Genomic DNA, 16,996 nt, shown 5'->3' with positions numbered 1-16,996 from the left:
CCACGGGCACGGCGGAGATCTCGAACGGGGTCCAGTCGACCGCGCGCCAGAGCTCGCGCTGGCCCTCGGGCTTGGAGATCTCGAAGCGGTGGACCTGGTAGCCGATGGAGACCGCGCGGATGTGCCCGGCCTCGATGTCGCGCCAGATGTCGCCGACGGCGTCGCGCTCGGAGAGCCGGATGCGGGCGATGCCCTGTCCGTTCTCGATCCGCGCCGAGCCCGGGACGACCGAGCCGATCACCGCGTCGAGATCATGCGCCTCGTGCACCTTCAGGAAGGGCGCGCCCGCGTTCAGCCGCTCGAGCCGCACATGCTCGGGGGCCATGCTGAGCTCCTCGTCATGCGGCTCGCCGAAGAGCGTGGCGCGGCGCACTCGGGCGCCGGTCGACCAGATCACCTCGACGCTGCGGGTCTCGGGGTCGATGCTGTTCGGCGCAAGCTCCGCCGACCGGCGGAAGGCCGGCAGTTCGATCGTCTGCTCCATGTGTGGATCCTCGTCAGGCCGCGTCAGTTTCCGGATCGTCCGGATCGGTCGCGGGGTCGGCCGGCGCATTGGATTGCGCGCTGCCGGTCTTGGTGACCCGGCGCGGGTCGCTGTCGAGCACGAGGCCCAGTTCGTCGAGCTTGGCGTTCGTGGTCGCGATCTCGGCCAGCACCGCGTCGGGGTTGCGGCCCTGCCGGGCGATGGCCTCGGCCAGCGTCATCGTGCCCGAGCGGATCGCGAGCAGGTCCGCCATCGCGTCCTTCTGCGGATCGACCGCCTCGAACTTCGGCGGCGACCACTCCACCGGCACCTCGGGCGTGGGGATGCGCCCCGCCGCCCACGCGGCTTCCGTGAACCAGCGCCAGACAGGTGCGCAGAACATCGGAATGAAGAGCTGCCACTGGACCGCGTCGATCATCCGGCGGAACTCCACGAGCCCCGCGCGGATCGAGGAGTAGTTCACTTGGCTGAGATCCCCGGTCAGCAGCTCGTAGGGCACCCGGAACCCGGCCGAGATCGTGTGCAGGCTCGCCCGCTTGTATTCGCCGTAGCCGCCCGTGGCCGCGGGCTGGTTGAAGCGGATGTCCTTGCCGCCGCGAGCGTAGGCGATGAGCCCCGGCTCGAACTGCTCGACCCGGTTGCCGTCGGCGTCGACCACCGCGGGGGCGATGCCCTGCTGGGCCTCCTCGTCGCCGAAGACGATGGCCGTGACGCAGGCCTCGGTCTTCTTGCGCACGATCTCGGCAACCTCGTAGTCGTCGAGATCGCGCAAGGCCCGGATCACCGGCGCGCCCCAAGGGACGCCGCGTGCCTGCGTCCGCTGCTTCTCGTAGACATGGGCGATCTCGGTCGCGGGGATCGCGCGGCTGGTGAGCCCGCCCGTCAGGCTGAGCGTCGCGTCGCCCGGATGCGCGCCGAAGAGCCAGTAGGCCCGGCGCCGGCCGAGCGCGTCGAACTCGATGCCCTGCACCGCCTGGCCCGCGCCGAGCGCGCCGTTGCGGGTCGCGTCGAGGAAGTCGGCCTCAAGCAGCTGCAGCTGCACGGGCGGCATGACGCCGTCGCCGGGCCGCCGCGGGCGGCGGCGCACCAGCACCTCGCCGGCCTCGACCATCTCGCGGCAGGCGAGCGTCTGCAGCCCGTAGAAGTCGAGCTGGCCGTCGGCGTCGCAATCCCGCGCCCAGATCTCGAAGAGCCGGTCCACCTCGCGGTCGAGCGCGGCGTCGCCACTGGCGGCGCGCGGCATGATCCCGGCGCCGACGATGTTGTTGACGAGCACCGAGACGGCCTTGGCCGCATGCGGGTTGTTGCGCACCAGGTCCCGCATCCGGTCGCGCAAGAGCGCGCCGGCCCGGCCGATCTCGGCGTCTGCCGAGGATCCCGGCGCGTGCCAGCCGTCCGTCCGTCGTCCGCGGGCCGCTCCCTCGTAGGAACGCGCGAGCCCCTCGAAGGCCTGCCGCGCCAGCACGCGCCGCGTGGCCGTGCGCGGGGCGACCGAGGCGATTGCCCTGTCGAGCCAGGAGACCATCAGCGATCTCCGCGCGAAAAGCCGGCGAAGCCCGCGATGGGCCGTGCCGTGGCGCCGGCGATCTGCCGTTCGATGGTCCGGATGCGCCCGAGCAGGTCCTCGGCCGAGCCATAGTCCACGGTCTTGCCGTCGTAGCTCACCCGTGTCGTCCCGCTCGCATAGGCGCGCCGGAGCGCCGCGAGCTCCGCTTCCGTCCAGTCCGCCATTGTCAGAACCATCCTTCCCGCCGCCCGAGCCAGTCTGAGCGGCGCTTGCCTTGCGCGCCCGGATCGGGCCGCCCGATCAGACCGGCCGGGCTGTCCATGCCGCTTGGGACGCCGAGCTGCGCTTCGAGATCGGCCCATGTCGCCTCGGGCCAGCGATCCGCGCCCGCGATCCAGGCGGCGGCGCGGGCGTAGACCCGGCAGTCCAGCGCCTCGTTGCGCTCGCGGAGTTTCTGCCATTCGAGCTTTGCGAAGCCGCGCCGGTTGCGCACGGTCACCAGCTGCTCGGCCGTCAGCTGCCGGATCCACTCGCTGTCAGCCCAGCCAGGCAGATGCACCGTGCCGGGCGGGTACGCCGCGCCGGCCTCTAGCTCCTCGGCCGTCGGCCGCGCCAGCCGCAGGAAGCGGTAGGTCTCGGCCTTGAAGGTCGAGGTGGCCACAGTCCAGAGCCGTGCGCCTCGGCGCAGGCGTTTCCCGCCCGCGGTCGCGTCCACGAAGGTCGGCCCGGAAACCGGGCTCGAACGGTTGAAGCCCTCGAGCCCCTTCACCGGCGCCACCTGCGCGAAGCCGACCGAGCGCGCCCAGCCATAGACCGCGGCCGTCTCGTAACCCGTGTCGATGGCGAGCCGCGCGAGGCTCAGTTCCGCGCCGCCGGCATGCCGCCAGTTCCGCCCGAGCAGATCGGTCAGCGCCTCCCAGGCCTCGGGTCGCGCCGGGCCGCCCTCGATCACCACGTGATCGACGAGCCAGCTTTCGAGGCCACGGCCCCAGGCCCAGACATCGACTTCGATCCGGTCCTTCTGCACGTCGGCGCCGGCGGTCAGGAACAGCCCGCCCGCAGGAACAGTACCCGCCGGCCAGTCCTCTCGCCGTTCGGCGATCCGCTGCCAGTCCGGCGCGTCGCCGGTCTCGGTCCAGGTCTCGCCGAGCACCGTGTTGCGGAACACGCGCTCCGCCTCGTCGGACCCTGCCGCCGTCTCCTTGTCGCGCGCGATGTCGGCCCAGCTCTTCCACCCCGGCGGCGAATAGAGCGCCGAGAGATGAAACCCCACCGTCCGCGCATCTCGGGGCTCGGCGGTCGCCCGCCATTCGCCCGCGGCCAGCATCGCCGGCTTGTGGTGCTCCTCGATCGGCTCTTCGCAGGCATCGCAGTGGTACGTCGCCGTCTCCGGTTTGCCCTTCTCCCAGCGCAGCCGCTCGAACCGCAGCCACTGCATCGCACCGCAATGCGGGCATGGCACGAAGAAGCGGCGCTGGTCGCTCGCCTCGTATTCCCGTTCGATCCGGCTGACGCCGCGGATCGTCGGCGTCGAGACCAGGAACACCTTCCGCCGGTGCGCGAAGGTCAGCGAGCGTGCCTCGGCGAGCCCGACCGGGTCGCCTTCCTCGTCGGCCGAGGCCGGATAGGCGTCGACCTCGTCGAGGAAGACGTAGCGGGCCGGCATCGAGCGCAGCCCCACGGCCGAGTTCGCGCCGGTCATCACCAGCACGCCGCCGGGGAAATCCTTCGACAGCTGCGTGTTGCCGCTGTCGCGCGCTCGCGCCGGGCGGACGCGTTCCTTCAGCGCCGGGCTCTCCTCGATCAGCGGATCGATCCGCTGGCGCGAGTTGCGCTTGGCGAGCTCCACCGTCGGCTGGACCGCCAGCATCGGCCCGGGCGCGTGGTGGATCACGAAGCCGATCCAGTTGTTGCCCGCCTCTGTCGCGCCGACCTGCGCGGCCTTCATGAACACGACCCGCTGGGTCGGATCGCCGGGCGAGAGCGCGTCCATGATCGCGCGCATGTAGGGCGTGCGCTCCGTCCGGTACCGGCCGGGCTCGGCGCTCGCGCGCGAGCTCAGCCAGCGATGCGTGTCCGACCATTCCGAGACTGTCAGCCAGGGATCGGGCGTGAGCCCGCGGCCCCAGGCCTGGAGCAGCGCCTCCGCCCCGTCGAACTGCGTGACCTCGTCAGAGGGCGATCCGCGGCTGGGCGAGTTCCTCGAGATGGGCGCGGACATGGGCCTCCAGAACCTTCTGCATGGCCGCCGTCTCCGTTCCCAACTCCGCCGCCATCAGCGCAGCCACCCGCGCCGGCCAGTTCACCCACGCGTCGCGTTCCTCGCGCGCGAGCCGGAAGACCAGCGCCGTGGCGCGGTCGCGATCGACGAGCTCGCCCTTCAGCTTGGCGAGCCGGATGCGCCGCTCCTGCGCCTTCAGCACCTCATGCGCCGTCTTCGCCTGCAGGAAAGTCGTGCCGCCGCCGGTGACCGGCGCGGCCATACCCTGTTCTTTGAGCGTGTCGCCGACGGCGGAGACCGCCGCCTCGGGCACGGGCTTCAGCTTCGGCGCTGCCGTCTTCTTGGCCTTCGACGGGTCGGTCGCGTCCGTCCGCAGTCGGTCCGAGGCTCCGGCGTCGATGCTGCCATCCTCGTGCAGGACGAGCCGACCGGCGGCCTTCGCCTTCTGGATCGCGCCGCGCGACAGCCCGACATGCGCGGCGTACTGGCGCTCGCTCATGCCCTCCATCGCCAGTCCAGATTATCATTCAAAATCATGTGCTTATCGAGTTGATAAGCCGGGCCAGCGGAGCGAACGTCCATCCCACAAGGACGACGCAACTCACCCGGAGCCACAACGATGACCACGCGCTTGAACCCGATCACCACCCCGCGACACGAACTCCGCGCCGAGAAGGCGCGCCGGAACAAGGAGGCGGCCCTGAACGCCTTCATCGGCAAGAAGGCCGATATCGACGAGATGCTCGCCCGGCTGCAGGCGCTCAGCGACGACCACTTCAACGCCCACCCCGACGAGATCAACTGGGGCGACGTCGGCACCCTCGAACACTACGCGAGCCTCCTGAAGCGCATCACCGACAGCGCCTTCGGCGAGGGCGAACACGCCGAGTGATCTCCGGCACCGCCGGAACTCGTGCCGCGCCCTGCGCGGCTCGGGGTCGTAGGAGGGTCGCGACGGTCGCGGCCCCGAAACCGGAGACCCCAGATGACCAAGCTTTCCGACACCCAGCTCGTGATCCTCAGCGCCGCCGCGCAACGTGAGGATCGCAACGTCCTGCCGCTCCCCGGCTCGCTCCGGGGCGGCGCCGCCGCCAAGGTCGTCGGCGCGCTGCTCTCCCGCGGGCTGATCGCCGAGACCACGACCGACAGCCGGACCAAGGCCGACGCCGCGCTCAACCGCATCTGGCACAACGACGAGGACGGCCGTGCCATCCTCCTGCACATCACGGACGCGGGCCTCGCCGCCATCGGCGTCGAGCCGGAGCGCGGCGACAGCGCGCCCACGGGCGCCGACAAAGCGCCGAGTGCGGAGCCTCCGCAGGACGCTCCCGCCGAGACCGACCCCGCGCCCAAGGCGCGCACGCCGCGCACGGGCACCAAGCAGGCGATGCTGATCGAGATGCTCCGCGCCGAAGGTGGCGCCACCATCGACGAGATCGTGGCGGCCCTCGACTGGCAAGCTCACACGGCTAGGGGCGCGATGTCCGGCGCGCTGAAAAAGAAGCTCGGCCTGACCATCACCTCCGAGAAAATCGAGAGGCGCGGTAGGGCCTACCGCATCACAGACAACTGACGCCGCACACCACGACGGTCCCGATGCCGCCGTCCCGCATGGGGCGGCGGTTCTTCATTCCGAGTTCCGCATCCGGATCGCCTCGAACAGCCTGCGCAGCAGGTAGCCGCGCGCGAGCGAGACGCCGACGAAGGCCAGACCGATGGTCAGATGCTCCGTCAGCCCCGTCTCGATCCCGAACCACGGGAACACCACGATCTGGGTAGCGATGGCTAAAACGTAGCCGACGACAACGTTTGCCGTGGCCTCGACCATCGACATGGTCCGGCTCTGCTTCATGCGGCGGCATCCTTGTCCTTCGAAGCCGGGGTCTCGTTCAGCCGCTTCGCCTTGACGTCGGCGAAGTTCCGTCCGTCGCCTTCGAGGATCGCGTCCCTGCCGGTCTCGGCCTGCCAGCGCTCGACGGCGACATCGACATAGGCGGGGCTGATCTCCATCGCGAAGACGCGGCGACCGTTGGCCTCGCCCGCCATGATCTGCGAGCCGGAGCCGCAGAAGGGCTCGTAGCATAGCCCGCCGCGCGCCACGTGCTGGCGCATCGGGATGCCGAAGGCGTCGAGCGGTTTCGGCGTTGGGTGGTCGGGCCGCTCATCCTTGGCGAAGGACGGCATCTCCCACGTCGAGGGCAATGTCTCCTCGGCCACCTTCGGCGGGCGGTTCGGGCGGCGCCAGCCCATGAAACAGGGCTCGTGCTTCCAGAGGTAGTGCGAGCGGGTGAGGACACCCCGGTCCTTCACCCAGATGATCTGCTGATGGACGAAGGCGCCGGCCTTCTCCCAGCAGGCCTCGAGCATCGCCTGGCGCCGCGAGGCATGCCAGCAGTACCAGGCGGCGTCCTCGGTGATGGCTACGGCGACCGCCGCGGCGATGAAGCCGTCGTAGAGCTCCGCGCCCTGCGAACTGTCGTCCCAGGTGACGCCGTAGGACTGACTCCAGTCCTTGTTCCGCGTCGGGTGGTTCGATCCGTCGTAGTCCACGAGATACGGCGGGTCGGTCGCGAACAGCACCGCGCGCTCGCCGTTCATCAGGCGGCGCACGTCGTCTTGGCTGGTCGAGTCCCCGCAGAGCAGCCGGTGGTCGCCGAGGATCCAGAGGTCGCCCGTCCGCGAGGCCGGGTTGCGCGGCGGTTCGGGGATGGTCACCGGCGGCACCGAGCCCCCGGCGCCACCTTCTTCTTCACCGCCCCCGTCCGGATCGAAGGCCAGCAGCTTGTCCAACTCGCCGTCCGAGAACCCGACCAGCGACAGGTCGTAGTCGTCGGCCAGCAGGTCCTGCAGCTCCGCCGAGAGCAGCGCCTCGTCCCAGCTTGAGAGTTCAGTGAGCTTGTTGTCCGCGATCCGGTAGGCCCGCCGCTGCGCCTCCGTCAGGTGTCCGAGCACGATCACCGGCGCCTCGGTCAGTCCGAGCTGCGTCGCGGCCAGCACCCGCCCGTGGCCCGCGATCAGCTCGCCGTCCTCGCCGACGAGGCACGGCACGGTCCAGCCGAACTCGGCCATGCTGGCGGCGATCTTCGCGACCTGGTCGGGCCCGTGCACCTTCGCGTTCTTCGCGTAGGGCTGCAGGCGCGCAAGCGGCCAGGTCTCGATCCGCTCGGGGGCGAAGGCGAGGGTCATGGGCGAGTGGTTTCCGTCGATGAGGTGGATGCCGGCCGGACTCCGGACGCCGGATGCGGCTCTGGACTCCAGGCGGGATCCAGCGGCATCCAGGGTATCCGGCCCGCAGGCCAGCGTTCATTGGTGTTCGCGCAGGAGGCGGGTGGCTCCGGATTCCGGGTGGCTTCGCAAAAATCCGGCCCTATCGCTGGCGAAATATCGCGCCACGCCCTCCCGTATACGGAATGGCCCAGAAGGAACCAGAAACTTCAACGGGTTGGCGGGGTGGACCCCGACTGGACCCCGGTGAGGAGTCCGGGGTCCACCGGGAATCCGATCACGGCTGGGGCGCATCGGCCTCGCGGTTTCTCGGCCCATACAGCTTCTCGCCCAGCTGCCGGACGAGTTCCCGCTCTGGCCAGCTGAGACGCTCGTCGTCGATAGAGAGGGCGAGCACGCCCTGATCGCGCCAGCCGTCCCGTTTCACGCGGTCCGCGTCGCGGCGCTCGCCGCCATAGCCTGGAGGATGCCAGCGCATCGTCTTCATGCACGCCCCTCCTGCCTTGCCCGCTCCATGGCGGCTCTGGCCTGCTGGGCCCGGCGACGGTCTCGGTCGTTGTCGAGGTCGATCCGGCTCTCGCCGGTCTCGCGACCGATATGGGTGCCCTTGCCGTGGCGGGTCCAGGCGATGAAGGCGTTTCCGATCCTGCCGTGGAGCGCGATCAGGGAACTCTGGTTGGCCACCCCGATGAGCGGTGCGAGATGGCGCGAGAGGAAGGGCAGCCAGTCCGCCGGGTTCGGGACGATGACATGCTCGACGAAGGAGAGCGGCGTCTCGATCAGGACGAAGACGCCGTGGATCTCGCTCGGCCAGAACCGGACCTCGAGCGCGCCGCCCAGCATGCCCTCCTCGGTCAGGAGCGTGTGCTCGCAGTCGAGCACGCGGTCGAAGGCCCGGTGGAAGTCCACTCGTTCGCTCTCGCACAGCCGCTCGGCCTCGCGGTACCAGTCGGGCAGCTCCGTGTCGTGGAAGCGGCCGGCGTCGTAGAGGCGGATCCTGTCGTAACTCATGCCTCAATCTCCTCTTCTGGGTGGGGGTGATGGGGATGCCGCAGGGCAGCGGGCTTTGCGGCCTCCAGCCGGGCGGACAGCGCATCGAGGGCCGCACGCCGCGCGGCGAGCACGGCCTGCATGCTGGCGGTCATGCGGGATGCGAGGGCGTCGAGCCGCGCGGCTTCGGCGGGATCAGGCACGCTGGCGTCGGCGCCCGCGAAGTGACAGATCTCGAAGCTGGCGAGCGGGCCGAGGCGGTTGGTGAGCCAGGCTTCCGGATCGGGGATGCGGGAGAGATCGACGCGGGCGGTGCGGGCACGATGGCCGGGACCTTCCGGGCGATGGGTCACCTCCGCCGAGGATGGGGACATTCTGCTATTATAGAGGTCTCTATAATAGTCATTTGTCCCCTTCCTCTGGCCGTCCTTCTTCGCGGCCTCGCGGGTCGGCCAGAGCTCCGGGAAGCAGGCCGCCATGTCGGCGGCGTTCTCGAGCACGATACCGGTGAGCGCCATCAGGTCGCGCCGGGTCGGACGGAGATCGGACCAGGGCACCAGCGCGTCGACGGTGACGGGCAGGACCACATCCGTGAGCAGGTCGATCTCGAGCGGCGTGGCCGCGGTGCGATTGACGCCGCGCCCGCGGCCCATGGCCTGGATCAACTCGCCCTCGCAGATGCTCCAGCGCACGGCCTCCGCGATGGGGTCGGCGTGTTCCTCCATCGCGAGCGGCGCGCTCCGGTCGCCGACGAGCCTGACCCGGCGCTCGACCATCGGATACCACCAGCCGGCGTCCTCCGGGTTCGGCGCGGGCACCCGGCCGGTCAGCGCGATGGCGATCAGCTCGACAGTACGGGGCGCCGGCAGCGTGCGGCCCAGCACGACCATGCCTCCGATGCCGCCCCAGCGGTCGAGCCCGCTCAGCGCGTTGAAATGCACCGCCTCCACCCGCGGCGGCAGGCCGGCTGATCGCAGGGCGTCGATGGCGGCCTTCTGTCCGATGACGAGCAGATCGACCGCCTGTCCGAAGCGATGGCACTGGCGGGCGCGGAGGTCGATCCAGGCGCGGAGGTCGCGCAGCCGGGTCGCGGCGGCCTTGTGGTCCCGCTCGGGCGCGTCGGCCGAGGGCGTCAGGGCACGGGCCGAGGTCGGGCTGCCGGTCACCTGGCGGACGCGGACATGGTGCTGGCGCGCGGCGACGGGCGCGCCGATGTCGATCCTTGGCAGGTAGGTCTGGACAAGCTCCGGCCGCAGCGTCGCGTCGAGATGCAGGATCGGCGCCTGGGCGGCCCAGCCGTTGCGCATCGGGCTGCGCCAGCGCAGGCGGAGCGCGCGGACGGAACCCGCCTCGGTCATCTCGTGGACGAGTTCCGCGCCGGCGGCGTCGTGGCCATTCTCCAGCGCCTCGGCGAGGATCAGCCAGAGCGTGGCGCAGCGTCCGGGCGGGGCCCATGGCTCGCCCGCTTGCGGCAGGACCGCCTCGATCCGCTTGCGCCGTTCGACGGGCGACATACCGGGGCGAAGACCCGCGTCGCGCATCCGGCGGCGTTCCAGCGTCGCGGCATGACGGCAGTCGTCCGGGGTGAGACCGACGGCTTCCAGCAGGCCCAGACGCAGCGGACCGGGCCCCGTGACCCGCAGCGCCTTGCAGAGCCGCTCCCGCGCGGCGGTCAGGTCGGCCGTGGCGCCGACATCCATCTTGCCCCTGGACCCGTAGCAGGTGACCGAGGTGCGCCCCGGCTCCAGCCCGTCCTGCGTGAGCGTCGCCTTGCCGTCGAGACCGCGCAGGCCCGACTGCCAGAAGCCCTCGTCGATGACGAGCAGCCCGACTTCGCCGATGGCCTGCGGCTTCATGTGGAAAAGGCTGTCATGGGCGCAGACGATGACCTGCGCCGCCTGCGCCAGCGGCTTCTGGCGCTGGTAGCCGCAATCGTGGAACCAGGGGCAAAGCAGCAGTTCCGCCCCGTTCTTGCCCTTGCAGCAGCTCTGCTCGACCGGGTGCTCGATCTCGTGCGCGTCGAAGGTGGCCTCCGTGTCGAGGCACATGAGCCGGTCGGGATTGTCGTCGGTGGGATCGGGTGCGGTGCGGCCCTTCCAGAGCATGGCGCTGAGGCCGAGCGCCTCGAAGGCCGCGACCTGTTCGGCGCCGAGATCGTGGCGCGGGACGGCATAGACGACCTTGCGCGTGCCGAGCCCGCCCGCGGCGATCAGCTCCGCGATGGCGGCACGCGCACTCGAGGTCTTGCCGAGGCCGACGTCGACCGGCAGGCCGAGGAGGGGCGGCAGAGCCGCGCGTGCCACGATGTTGAAATCCAGCGGGTCACGGTCCGCGTCGGCGCTCTTCGCCTCCTCCTGCGCCGCCTCGACGGCGGCCCAGTAGTCCGGGATCGCGGCCATGAAGCTGGCGATGGCCGCCGCCAGGCTGGCGCGGGCTTCGTCTGGCGTGAGGACCGGTGCCGGATAGGTCGGCGGTGGCGGCGGGATCCGCGCCGCACTGGCCACCAGCGCCGCGACGGCGTCCGGGCCCTCGGCGCAGAAAAGGTCGTTGGCGTCGCCAGGGCTGTCGGGCACGGCAAGGCGGCCGTGAACCGTGAGCGCGACCTTGCGCGCGGCCTCGACGCCGGGATTGCTGTCGCGGTCGGGCTTCGCGTCGTTGTCGGCGACGAGGAGGAGGTCGGCCGCCGGAAAGCGCGCCCGCAGCGCCTCGGCCACCGGCATCAGGTTGCCCGCGTCCATCGCCGCGATCACGGTATGGCCCGTGGCGATGTGCAGGCTCGCGCCGGTCGCCCAACCCTCGCAGATCAGGAGCGGGCCGCAAGGCTCCAGGAGCGGTCCCGGCTCCGCGCCCACCATCGCGAAATGACCCTTCTTCGCGCCACCGGCGAGGAAACGCTTGACCCCATCGGGCGCGATGAACTCCACACTGTGGATCCCACCGTCGATGTCCTGAAGCGGCACGACGAGGCGGCGGCCCGCGTCCATGTGCAGGGCGAGCGGCGCGGCCTGCTTGGCGACGAGATAGGGGTGGTCGGCCGGTGCGGGACCGGCGCTGGTCCAGATGCGGGCAGCGCGCTCGGCCGCCTCGTCCGCGCGGTTCGGCGCCGCCGCGGTATCGTCATCGGGGTTGCTCTCGGTCGGCCCCGTGGCCGGTGCCGTTGGCGGCTCGCCCGGATCGTTCGCGGGCGTTGTGCCTTGTGTGGCCCGCTGACGAGCCGGCCGGGGCAGCGCCGCCATGCCGATCCGGTCGGCGATCCAGTCGGTCGCATCCTCGCGCGCCATGCCGAGGTCGCGGCCGACGAGGTCCGAGAACCAGCCGCCGCGGCCTTCCTCGTGGTCGAACCACATGCCCGCCCGCGCGCCGCCGATGACGACCGAGAGGCTGCCCTTGCGGCCCCAGCGCCATTCCTGGCCCGCCCGGAAGGTCGGCTTGCCCAGAAGCTCCACCGCGAGCGCCGGCACGCGGGCGCGCAGCTCGGCGTCGAAGGCCCGCCAGTCCCGCCCGCTCATCGCCGGCCCCGTGGGAAGTGCGCATGCACGGCAGCCGGCGCGTGGCCGACGGCGGCATGCTGCAGGGAGGGACGGATGCGGGCGGACACGGGGGCTGCGGAACCGGATGAGGGGCGTCGTTGCCCCCGGTTCTGCCGCGCATCAGAGCGCTCTCGCGACGTCGGAACCGCTCCGCCCGGCCGCAGACCATTTCGCCGGAAAGGGGCGACCCCTTCCAGCAAGGCATTGAAATCACGTCAGTTCATGGGTGGCCCCCACGGGTCAAATGACCGGTCCGAAGCGCCCCTGGCAGCCGTGCCCGATCGGCGGGGTGATCCCTCGTCCGCGCGAACAGGGTGAACGGTTCCGCCCTTCATCGGGAAGCCGATGCCGTGGGCTCACCCCTTGGAGTTGGCCACTGTCAGGGGTGTCCTGGATCCTTCGGTGGACCCAAGGCCGCCAGCCGGCGCGGCAGGTCCGAGCGGCTGTGGAGCACGTCCACCACGATCACCTGCTCCGGCATCTCGACGAACACGATGAAATGCTGCCCGGCCCGCGTAAAGCGCAAATCCTCCGGCAGGTCGGGATCGATCAGGCGGCGGCAATCCTGCGACGGTGCCTCACCCGCGGCGATGGCGGCGCAGCGCGCGATGAGGTCGGCCTCGTAGGCCTCGGCCTGGCGCGGCCCGAAGGTCTCCAGCGTCCAGCGCGCGATCTCGACGAGCGACAGTTCCGCCTGCCGCGTCAGCCGCCAAGGCTTCGGCATCAGGACGCGGTGCGCGTGGCGGCAAAGGCTCTGCGGATCGCATCCTCGCCGGCGCCCTCGGCGAGCGCACCGGAACGCGCCTCCTCCAGCCCCGCGGCGAGCCGGTCCCGCAAGGCAGTCATCTCGGCCTCCTCGCGCTCCAGCAGACGAAGCCCGGCGCGCAGCGCCTCCGACGCGTTCTGGTAGCGGCCATCGGCGATCAGCCGCTCGATCAGGTCGGTCTGGCTGTCGGTCAGGACGACATTGCGGGTTGGCATCGGCATCTCCCCGGGGCTGCATTGGCAATATATGCCAGTGGTCGCCTGATGTCCACCTTCAGCGACGTCCGGCATCAGCCCGTCTGCCGCAGATCGGGCCCCAGCACCCGCTTTGCGCCGCCGCGCTGTGCCGAGGGCAGCCGGATCAGCGTGGCCATGGCATCGGCCAGCTTGTTCGAGACCGGCTCGCCCTCGATCTCCTGCTCCAGAAACCAGTCGACGAGGCAGTCCTTCTTGCCCTGGTCCTTGGCCGTGATCCCGAACTTCGCGATCGCCGCCTGCATCAGATCGAGGTAGGGCGTCGTGTAGGGCACCGCCTCAGTGCCCGCCGCCGGTCGCACCTCGGGCACGTAATCCGGCCAGATCGCCTTCACGAGAAAGCGCGGCATGCGGATGTCGATGAACTCCCAGTCGCGCGCGGTCAGGCGCCCCAGATGGCACTGACCCTCCCGCCACTGCTCGGGCCGGATGCTGGTGTGATATCCGGAATGCAGGTCGAACCCGCTGCTGGCGCCGTAGCCCCAGCCGTTCGGACGATCCTCGGTGTAGCGGCCCTGCGCGATGAGATCGCCGTCCCGCAGCGCGACCAGCAACTCGTTCTCGGCCTCCGCCTTCCAGGCGATCGTCGGATCCTGCGGCCGGTTCCAGTGCTGATAGGCCGGCTCGGGCTTCGGCGGCGCCTTGGCCGCCTCGGCCGTGCGCCGGGCGACGGTCACGGTCTCAACGTGGGCCAGCGCCTCCGCGTAACTCCATTGGGTACGGTCGAGCGATTGCAGCGACATCGGCGGCCTCGTGAGTCATGCGGGATGCCATGAACATAATGGGAACGCCCAAACCGCTCAACCCATTCCGATGGCGCGAGGGTGGAGGGGTTCACCCTCGCGAGGCGAGCGCGGGGTGACCCGTTCCGAGGTCGCGGGCGGCGGCGCAATCCGGCACCGATGGATCATGATGTTCGATCCCGGTCCCATTCGTCGCCCCAACCCGCTCGCCCCTTCGGCGATGACGCCCGCCGGCCGCCGCGCCGAGCTGTGCGGTCTGCTGGCGCTCGGGCTGGTCCGGTTGCGGCTGAGAGAGCGCGGCGACCCTTCTGACGCTACTGGAGAAATTCGCCTACACTCTCCGGCGAGCGCATGCCGTCATGCAACTCCAACTCACCGGAGACCCGCATGACGACCCACGATCCGATCCCCGCGCGCCTGGCCGCGCTGAAGACGGCGACGACGCCGGAACTGAGGGCGCAGTGGCGCGAGCTGTTCGACACCGAGCCGCCGCCGTTCAACCGACGCTACCTGGAGAGCCGGCTGGCCTATCGCATCCAGGAGCTCAGCCTTGGCGGGCTGAAGCCCGAGACGGTGCGTCGCCTCGAACGGCTGGGCGAGGAACTCGACGGCGGGGACCGCAAAAAGAGCCGGATCCGCACCGACACCATGCCCATCGCCGGCACCCGCCTGATCCGCGAGTGGCAGGGCGTGGAGCACATCGTCACGGTCACCGCCGACGGCTTCGAGTGGCAGGGACGGCCCTACAAGTCGCTGTCCGCCATCGCGCGGGCCATCACCGGCACGCGCTGGAACGGGTGGGTCTTCTTCGGGCTCAAGAACCGGAGGGCGCGGACATGACCAAGCCGATCGTCCGGAAACATCGCTGCGCCATCTACACGCGCAAGTCGTCCGAGGAAGGGCTGGAGCAGGAGTTCAATTCGCTGCACGCCCAGCGGGAGGCCTGCGAGGCGTTCGTGGCATCGCAACGCTCCGAGGGCTGGGTGTTGGTCCGCGATCAGTATGACGACGGCGGCATCTCCGGCGGCACGCTCGACCGCCCGGGCCTGCGGCGCCTGCTGGAGGACATCGAGGATGGGCTGGTCGACGTGGTCGTGGTCTACAAGATCGACCGCCTCAGCCGCTCGCTCGCCGACTTCGCCAAGCTGGTCGAGGTGTTCGATCGGAACGGCGTGACCTTCGTCTCCGTGACGCAGTCCTTCAACACGACCACGTCGATGGGCCGGCTGACGCTGAACATCCTGCTCAGCTTCGCCCAGTTCGAGCGCGAGGTGACGGCCGAGCGCATCCGTGACAAGGTCGCGGCCAGTCGGAAGAAGGGGATGTGGATGGGCGGGGTGCCGCCCTACGGCTACCGCGTCGAGAACCGGAAGCTGGTGGTGGACGAAGACGCCGCCGAGCACGTCCGCTGGATCTTCGCCCGCTTCCTCGAGATCGGGTCGGGCACGGAACTGGCGCGGGAGGTCGCGAAGCGCGGCATCCGCACGCCGCGCGGCAACCGGATCGACAAGAAGTACCTCTACCGGATGCTGAACAACCGCGCCTACATCGGCGAGGCGGTCCACAAGGGCGAGAGCTATCCCGGCGAGCACGACGCGATCATCGACCGCGAGACATGGGACCGCGTCCATGCCATTCTGCAGGAAAGCCCGCGCAAGCGCGCGGCCCGCACCCGCGCTGAAACACCGGCGCTACTGAAGGGGCTGCTGTTCGGACCCGATGGCGCGGCCTTCTCGCCGACCCACACCCGCAAGGGCGACCGGCTCTATCGCTACTATGTCAGCCAGACCGTGCTGAAGCACGGCGCCGGGGCGTGCCCTGTCGGTCGCGTGCCCGCGGGCGAGATCGAGGCGGCCGTTATCGACCAGCTGCACGCTGTCTTCCGCCAGCCCGAGATCGTGGCAGGGACGTGGAAGGCGGCGCGCGCCCACGCCGACGATGTCTCCGAAGCCGACGCGCGTTCCGCACTCCAGAAGATTGACCCATTGTGGGACGAACTGTTCCCCGCCGAGCAGGCGCGCATCGTGGCACTGCTGGTCGAGCGCGTGGACATCGGCACGGATGGGCTGAACGTCCGCCTCCGCGTCGATGGGCTCGGAGGTCTGGCTCGCGAGATGCTGGCCGGGGACATGGGAGCGGCCGCATGACCCGCGTGTCGCCGATTCCCGACACGGTGACTCTCCACGTCCCATTCCGCGTCGTGAAGCGCGGCGGGCGGAAGGAGATGCAGCTGCCGGAAGGCGCTACCCAGCCGCGGCGCGCGGACAACACGTTGGTCAAGGCGCTGGCACGCGCATTTCGCTGGAAGAAGATGTTAGAGTCCGGCGAGTATACCACCATCGCCGAACTGGCGGAACGCGAGGGGATCGCACCCTCCTACATGACCCGCGTCCTGCGCCTGACCTTGCTCGCGCCCGACATCGTCGAGGCGATCCTGGACGGGACGCAGGGGCCGGAGGTCACGCTGGCACGGGTGCTGGAACCTTTCCCCATCGCGTGGGAGCAGCAGGTTCAGACCTTCAGTCTGGCGAAACTTTAACCGCTCTCGACCATCGCGCGCACGGCCATGTCCCGCAGCCCTGAGAAATCTGCGAGCCCGTCCAGGGCGGCGTGATCGGAATGGGAATATTGCGGCTTGATCCCCGCGCCGACGAGGCTGTCCACCGCCGCCGCGACCCACGGGTTGTTCCGCGAATACCACCCGGCCCGCCGCGCCGCCGTGTTCGCGCCCGCCAGGATCGCGTCCTCGTGGCGGCGGAAGAACAGGCTTTCGCTGCGCAGGTCGCGCAGCAGGTGGTAGGAGCGGATCAATCGGAGCCCGCGCAGAACGCGCAGGAACCCGAGGTTTTCGGCCAGAAGCGGCGCCAGCAGCAACGAACCGACAACGATCAGATCGGCGATGGTATGGACTTGCAGCAATTCGCGCCGTCGGTTGGGGGCGATCCACATCCGGGCTGCGAAATCCAGCAATATGACGACGCCCAGAACCGCGTTCAGTGCCGTGATGGCTGGCGTTGCGGGCAGCGCAGCGGTCGCGATGAAATAGACGATGCTGGCCGCGTCGAAAACGATCAGCCCATAGCGAAATCGCCGGGCGCGTTCGCTCGTGCCGGTGTAGAGAAGCCTGACGGCGCGATGAAACTGTTCCATGAACCCGCAGTATTCACCGAATGCGTCTGAGCGGCGGATTTGGCGGTCGTGGGCCGGTCGTGAGGACCGGTCGAGGGTTGTGCAGACCCTCCCGAGCGGCGCGACGCCTGTTGACGGTGCGCGTGG

The 16,996-nt window shown here is 70.1% G+C and carries 18 protein-coding genes and 1 pseudogene; 5 read left to right on the top strand and 14 right to left on the bottom strand.

Features of this window, described 5'->3' with window-relative positions; translation table 11 throughout:
* The 5 genes from DLJ49_RS19280 to DLJ49_RS19260 all read right to left on the bottom strand — a co-directional run.
* Positions 1-484: HK97 family phage prohead protease (locus DLJ49_RS19280; protein ID WP_199533448.1), on the bottom strand; the 484-nt coding region annotated here is incomplete at its 3' end.
* 13 nt (positions 485-497) lie between these two features.
* Positions 498-2,009, bottom strand: a complete 1,512-nt coding sequence (locus tag DLJ49_RS19275; protein ID WP_199533447.1) for a phage portal protein — start codon at positions 2,007-2,009, stop codon at positions 498-500.
* Positions 2,009-2,215 (bottom strand): phage head-tail joining protein, encoded by a 207-nt coding sequence (locus tag DLJ49_RS19270; protein WP_111432111.1) that lies wholly within the window; start codon positions 2,213-2,215, stop codon positions 2,009-2,011. The genes DLJ49_RS19275 and DLJ49_RS19270 overlap by 1 nt, the downstream gene beginning before the upstream one ends.
* A 2-nt stretch (positions 2,216-2,217) precedes the next feature.
* Positions 2,218-4,212: a phage terminase large subunit family protein gene (locus tag DLJ49_RS19265; RefSeq protein WP_115395153.1), complete on the bottom strand. Its 1,995-nt coding sequence runs from the start codon at positions 4,210-4,212 to the stop codon at positions 2,218-2,220.
* Positions 4,163-4,720: a hypothetical protein gene (locus DLJ49_RS19260; protein WP_115395152.1), complete on the bottom strand. Its 558-nt coding sequence runs from the start codon at positions 4,718-4,720 to the stop codon at positions 4,163-4,165. The genes DLJ49_RS19265 and DLJ49_RS19260 overlap by 50 nt, the downstream gene beginning before the upstream one ends.
* Before the next feature lie 111 nt (positions 4,721-4,831).
* On the opposite strand from DLJ49_RS19260, the gene DLJ49_RS19255 reads away from it, so the two are divergent.
* Both DLJ49_RS19255 and DLJ49_RS19250 read left to right on the top strand, forming a co-directional pair.
* A complete protein-coding gene (locus DLJ49_RS19255) occupies positions 4,832-5,104 on the top strand; it encodes a hypothetical protein (RefSeq protein ID WP_115395151.1) in 273 nt (90 codons plus the stop codon).
* 93 nt (positions 5,105-5,197) lie between these two features.
* The gene (locus tag DLJ49_RS19250) at positions 5,198-5,785 is read left to right on the top strand and encodes a DUF3489 domain-containing protein (protein ID WP_115395150.1); all 588 of its coding nucleotides are present in this window, start codon (positions 5,198-5,200) and stop codon (positions 5,783-5,785) included.
* Positions 5,786-5,839: 54 nt separating this feature from the next.
* Here DLJ49_RS19250 and DLJ49_RS19245 read toward each other — a convergent pair whose 3' ends face one another.
* From DLJ49_RS19245 to DLJ49_RS19210, 8 genes are all read right to left on the bottom strand, one after another.
* On the bottom strand, positions 5,840-6,064 hold the full coding sequence (locus DLJ49_RS19245; protein ID WP_115395149.1) for a DUF7220 family protein: 225 nt from the start codon (positions 6,062-6,064) through the stop codon (positions 5,840-5,842).
* Positions 6,061-7,398, bottom strand: a complete 1,338-nt coding sequence (locus tag DLJ49_RS19240; protein WP_115395148.1) for a site-specific DNA-methyltransferase — start codon at positions 7,396-7,398, stop codon at positions 6,061-6,063. Before DLJ49_RS19240 ends, DLJ49_RS19245 begins: the two co-directional genes overlap by 4 nt.
* 316 nt (positions 7,399-7,714) lie before the next feature.
* A complete protein-coding gene (locus DLJ49_RS19235; RefSeq protein WP_115395156.1) occupies positions 7,715-7,915 on the bottom strand; it encodes a hypothetical protein in 201 nt (66 codons plus the stop codon).
* Positions 7,916-7,920: 5 nt separating this feature from the next.
* Positions 7,921-8,448 carry a hypothetical protein gene (locus DLJ49_RS19230; RefSeq protein WP_115395147.1) on the bottom strand — a complete coding sequence of 176 codons (528 nt, stop codon included), beginning with the start codon at positions 8,446-8,448 and terminating at the stop codon, positions 7,921-7,923.
* A complete protein-coding gene (locus DLJ49_RS19225) occupies positions 8,445-11,936 on the bottom strand; it encodes a toprim domain-containing protein (protein ID WP_115395146.1) in 3,492 nt (1,163 codons plus the stop codon). Before DLJ49_RS19225 ends, DLJ49_RS19230 begins: the two co-directional genes overlap by 4 nt.
* A gap of 400 nt (positions 11,937-12,336) precedes the next feature.
* Positions 12,337-12,681 (bottom strand): type II toxin-antitoxin system RelE/ParE family toxin, encoded by a 345-nt coding sequence (locus DLJ49_RS19220; protein WP_115395145.1) that lies wholly within the window; start codon positions 12,679-12,681, stop codon positions 12,337-12,339.
* The gene (locus DLJ49_RS19215; RefSeq protein WP_115395144.1) at positions 12,681-12,938 is read right to left on the bottom strand and encodes a type II toxin-antitoxin system ParD family antitoxin; all 258 of its coding nucleotides are present in this window, start codon (positions 12,936-12,938) and stop codon (positions 12,681-12,683) included. Before DLJ49_RS19215 ends, DLJ49_RS19220 begins: the two co-directional genes overlap by 1 nt.
* 74 nt (positions 12,939-13,012) lie before the next feature.
* Entirely contained in the window at positions 13,013-13,720 is a 708-nt protein-coding gene (locus tag DLJ49_RS19210) for a hypothetical protein (RefSeq protein ID WP_115395143.1), read from the bottom strand.
* A gap of 387 nt (positions 13,721-14,107) precedes the next feature.
* Between DLJ49_RS19210 and DLJ49_RS19200 the strand changes: the two genes are divergently transcribed.
* Genes DLJ49_RS19200 through DLJ49_RS19190 form a run of 3 tightly spaced genes read left to right on the top strand, consistent with a single transcriptional unit; the run spans position 14,108 to position 16,259 of the window.
* Positions 14,108-14,560 (top strand): DUF2924 domain-containing protein, encoded by a 453-nt coding sequence (locus DLJ49_RS19200; RefSeq protein WP_115395142.1) that lies wholly within the window; start codon positions 14,108-14,110, stop codon positions 14,558-14,560.
* Positions 14,557-15,867 (top strand): recombinase family protein, encoded by a 1,311-nt coding sequence (locus tag DLJ49_RS19195; protein WP_115395141.1) that lies wholly within the window; start codon positions 14,557-14,559, stop codon positions 15,865-15,867. The genes DLJ49_RS19200 and DLJ49_RS19195 overlap by 4 nt, the downstream gene beginning before the upstream one ends.
* Entirely contained in the window at positions 15,864-16,259 is a 396-nt protein-coding gene (locus tag DLJ49_RS19190) for a hypothetical protein (protein ID WP_115395140.1), read from the top strand. The genes DLJ49_RS19195 and DLJ49_RS19190 overlap by 4 nt, the downstream gene beginning before the upstream one ends.
* Here DLJ49_RS19190 and DLJ49_RS22590 read toward each other — a convergent pair.
* Positions 16,256-16,996: pseudogene (locus DLJ49_RS22590) on the bottom strand (hypothetical protein); the annotation flags it as partial. The gene DLJ49_RS19190 and the pseudogene DLJ49_RS22590 overlap by 4 nt on opposite strands.

The sequence above is a fragment of the Rhodovulum sp. 12E13 genome, assembly GCF_003340565.1.
In the GTDB taxonomy this organism is placed as follows: Bacteria; Pseudomonadota; Alphaproteobacteria; order Rhodobacterales; family Rhodobacteraceae; genus HLUCCA09.
The sequence above is the reverse complement of the archived record's forward strand: the minus strand, read 5'-3'. Positions and strand labels throughout refer to the sequence as shown.